The organism is Cupriavidus sp. GW821-FHT02F09 (assembly GCF_059421605.1).
Genome location: NZ_JBWKVH010000096.1, coordinates 1 through 3,902, shown reverse-complemented (window position 1 = coordinate 3,902; position 3,902 = coordinate 1). Strand labels below are relative to the sequence as shown.

General features: G+C 62.5%; 3 protein-coding genes and 1 pseudogene. All 4 read right to left on the bottom strand.

Annotation, left to right across the window (positions count from 1 at the left end; translation table 11 throughout):
* Nucleotides 1–659 (bottom strand): annotated as a pseudogene (locus AC07XB_RS38860) (Rossmann-fold NAD(P)-binding domain-containing protein); the annotation flags it as partial.
* Between the two features lie 310 nt (nt 660–969).
* Nucleotides 970–1,764 carry an enoyl-CoA hydratase/isomerase family protein gene (locus tag AC07XB_RS38855; protein WP_492833226.1) on the bottom strand — a complete coding sequence of 265 codons (795 nt, stop codon included), beginning with the start codon at nt 1,762–1,764 and terminating at the stop codon, nt 970–972.
* A 206-nt stretch (nt 1,765–1,970) separates the two neighbouring features.
* Nucleotides 1,971–2,540: a DUF2889 domain-containing protein gene (locus tag AC07XB_RS38850; protein ID WP_492833230.1), complete on the bottom strand. Its 570-nt coding sequence runs from the start codon at nt 2,538–2,540 to the stop codon at nt 1,971–1,973.
* Between the two features lie 507 nt (nt 2,541–3,047).
* Entirely contained in the window at nt 3,048–3,785 is a 738-nt protein-coding gene (locus tag AC07XB_RS38845) for a hypothetical protein (RefSeq protein WP_492833224.1), read from the bottom strand.
* Nucleotides 3,786–3,902 lie beyond the last annotated feature (117 nt).

Here is a 3,902-nt window from a genome sequence, read left to right as displayed (position 1 = left end):
TCTTCGTCGGTGACGAACGGCACATCGAGGAACTTCGCGCCCAGCGATTCGATCTGCTCCTTGACGGCGGGACGCACGTCGGAAGCCTCGATCACCGCGCCCAGCCGCTTGGCGGTGGCGATGGCCTGCAGGCCGGCCACGCCGGCGCCGAGGATCAGCACGCGCGCCGCCTTGACGGTGCCGGCGGCGGTCATCAGCATGGGCATGAAACGCTGGTAATGGTGGGCGGCAACCAGCACTGCCTTGTAGCCTGCGATATTGGCCTGCGAGGACAGCACGTCCATGCTCTGCGCGCGCGTGGTGCGCGGCGCCGCTTCCAGCGCGAACGCCGTAAGCGTGGCGCTCGCCATGCGGGCGTTGTTTTCTGCGTCGAAGGGATTGAGCATGCCGACCAGCACGGCGCCCGGCGTCATCAGCGCGAGTTCGGCATCCACGGGGGCGCGCACCTTGAGCACCAGCTGCGCGCCGAAGGCCTGCACCGCCGTGCCGATGGTGGCGCCTACGGCTTCGAACGCCGAGTCCGGCACGCTGGCGCGCACGCCGGCTCCCGACTGGACGATGACCTGATGGCCCTGGGTCACGTACTTCCTGACCGTCTCCGGGGTGGCGGCGACACGAGTTTCTCCTACCCGCGATTCTCGCGGGATACCGATGTACATCTATACTCTCCTTAGCCTGCGCGCTGCTTGCCTGCACTGGCGGAACATGATCGCGCGGGCAATTGCATAGTGGATTCGGAACGCCGCCATCCCTGGCGATGGCTGGGATGGCCTTGCGTCGCGCTGGATGACGAAATGCAGTCAGCGGGTTCTCGCTGACTGCGGAGGAAGCGCGCTCCATGTGTGCGCGATGCGTGTCGGCACCGCAGCGCCGACATCGGCTTATTTCTCGACCAGTCCACGTAGCGAAATGCTTCCGATGTTCATCCCCTCTCGATATCGTGCACCAGGTCTGCGGAACGACTAGGGTTCACTGTCCAGCCGCGGCGCGCGCAAAGTCGGCGCGCCGACCTTCCAAAGCAGCACTCAGGCCCTCGCGGAATTCGGGGCTCGACATCGCGAGTGCCTGGCCGAAGCCTTCGAATGCGAACATATCGGTCAGCGATGTCTCAAAGCTGCGCGCTATCAGCGTCTTTGCAAGCCCCATCACGTCGGCCGGACCGCTTGCCAGGCGCGCAGCCTCTTCCAGGCCGGCCGCCTCAACCTGTTCGTCGGACACCACCTTCGCGACCAGTCCCAGATCGAGCGCTTCTGTCGCCGACATCGTCGCTCCGCTGAACAGGAATTTCTTCGCGCGCGCCATGCCGATCAGGCGTGGCAGGTGGTACATCATGCCAATATCAGGTACCGCGCCCAAGCGGAAGAAGCCAGAGACAAACTTCGCACCCTCGCCCGCGATCACCACGTCTCCGGTCAGAGCCAGCCCCATGCCACCGCCTACGGCGTGCCCCCTGACGCCGACGACGACTGGCTTGTCCAGCGTGATCAGCGGCGTCAACCAGCGGCTAAGGCCACGGAAGCGCCGATGTACGGGCCACGGATCGCATGCCGTTTGCAGCATCCTCAGGTCCCCACCCGAGCAGAACGTCGGGCCCTCGCCTGTGAGAAACACCGCGCGCACCGCGCGCTCGCGCTCGGCGTGCTCGATTGCACCGCCAATCTGCTCGCGCAGCTCGGTCGTCAGCGAATTGCGATTCTCCGGGCTGTTTAGCCGGATCACGAGTACAGATCCCTCCATTTCCGTGACTACCATCTGCTTGCTCATTTGCGCGTCTCCGTGCATGTGTTCGGTCAATGACAACGTGTATCTGCAAGTGCCGTGCCACAAGCGGTTTCATTTTCGGTCGTGGGGCCATATCGCCTGCCGGCCGCCAAAATTCGCGAAGTCGCAAGGTCGCGCCGCAGCGAGGGGAAGCACTTCGGGTGGTCGTTTTGTCTCCCTTGAGAACACATCGGTGTCCGCCGAGTACATCAGCCAGGATCCTGTTCGGTCGCCGGCTGATAGTGCTGCGGCCAGAATCGCAGCACTACTTCGCGATGCCTACCATAGGCGTAGCAGCTGTCGAGCTTCACGGGGACTTTGCTTGTGTCAACGGATGTCTGTCCTTCGCGGCGTGCACCAGCGATCCCCTGGAAGGTTGTCGTTGCCATGGGGATGAGCATCTCCATCAAGTGGGTGCAGCTCGCCGAACCGCGGAGGCGCTCCTTCACTTTGGATGACCATCCGGAAGCAATCCTTTCCCCTATAAGCACCGACAAAGTGGATTCCGCTTCCTTGCAGAGTGGGTACGGCGTGGAGTCGGACGATGCCTCGATCGCTCGCAAAACAAATGCATCGTCCACGGTCAGTCGGATCCAGAGATCGTGCAGCGGCTCACCGGCAGGCAAGGGAACGGGAGTCTGGACGCGGGCGAAGGCGAAGGGCTTTGTATCAACAAGGCGCGCTTCGATATCGTAGAGGCCGTCGTCGCGGACGTACGCTTTCATATCGATGACGCGATGGTGTATCTCTCGACGCGGGACAGAGACCGATAGGGGCATTCCAGGGACCTCATTCATTTGGCGTTGTTCGGAGCGCTGCGCCCATCCCGATTGCCTGGCGGTTCGCGATGAGCTGGCGATTGGGTGAGGGTCAAGCAGGCAAGAACCGTGCCCAAGAACGATTGCCCGACAGGAGGCTCCGAGGCGCCTATCCTGCCACTTCGGTGTGTTCAATTGTTCTCTGTAACGACAGGCCGGATTGTGTCTGCTGAAAACTGCTCGAGCAGGCTGTTGGTTCGGGGAAGGGGCTGCATCTGGATGTCAGCGGCCCGCGGGCCGTGCATGCGCTGGTCCAATCGAATGCGAAGGCGTCGAAGGGCGTGGAACGCGCAGGCACCGGGCTACCGCCCAGAGGAGAAGCCGTTCGGTCAAGGGGGTCAGCCGCAGTATGACTCATCGCCATTGACTCCTGGCAAAGACCCCCCAGCATCGCCATGATGTTTCGTGCGTCATGGTCCGGCTCGCTTGTGGTTGCTGGTGCGCCGAGACCCCTACCCCGTAGCTTGCTCAGCCAGTGCTCCAGTTGGGGGCAGAGATACCGCTGCGACTTTGAGTAATAGGAGATAATCTCGCGAACGACTGCACCGAGATGCCAAATTGGTCGTAGACGGCGTTTTCCAGGTGACAGCGATCGGAGAATCCGTAGTGGGCGCACGCGAGCTCGGGTGCTGACGTGAGGAGATCGAACACAAAGCGAGAGAGGCGCTGTGTCCTGACCACTTGCCGGAAGCTCTCACACTCTTGCAGGAGCTTCCGCGAAAGCTCCGCGCAGTTGAGATTGCCAAGAAGGGCCGCGGCAGACGAAAGGCGCCAGTCTGCCTGTGGCGCTGCAAATACGGCACTGGCAATGCCCGCGGTCACAGGTTTTCGTTTCCGCACGGCGTCTATTGAAAGGTTGACGGCTCCATGGCTTTCGCCAGAGTCGATGGAATCAGAGCCAGGGGGGGGCGCTGGCGCCAGTGTCAAGACCAGCTTCACTTGACTGCGCAAGGTCAGCGATATCTCTTGCAGGGCGGGCAGTACGCGATAGTCGCCATGACGCAGCGTCCGCATGAAGCCTTGGATCGAAACATCGCAGATGCCCGTCTCGACTTCGATGCGGATTGGGAAGGGAAACCGCAAGTTCCGGATATGAACGATCTCGACGTCGAGACCGATCAGACTCACCCGCTTGCGAATGAATGCAAGTGAGGTACCGACCGGTCGTTTATCGCTTGCGCACGGCAATCCAAGCGGGGAGGCCATGGGGACCTATCGCTCTTCGGCGAGCAGCGACAGGCCGAGGCCGGCGCGGCGCCACAGCCACGGGCTGGGGCGGTAGCGCATGTCGCCGGTCAGGCGTTCCAGGTTGCGCAGCACGGT

Bases quoted from the DNA above. Each gene is read 5' to 3' on its own strand.
- AC07XB_RS38850 (WP_492833230.1), bottom strand. From the start codon at position 2,540: ATGCCCCTATCGGTCTCTGTCCCGCGTCGAGAGATACACCATCGCGTC.
- AC07XB_RS38855 (WP_492833226.1), bottom strand. From the start codon at position 1,764: ATGAGCAAGCAGATGGTAGTCACGGAAATGGAGGGATCTGTACTCGTG.
- AC07XB_RS38845 (WP_492833224.1), bottom strand. From the start codon at position 3,785: ATGGCCTCCCCGCTTGGATTGCCGTGCGCAAGCGATAAACGACCGGTC.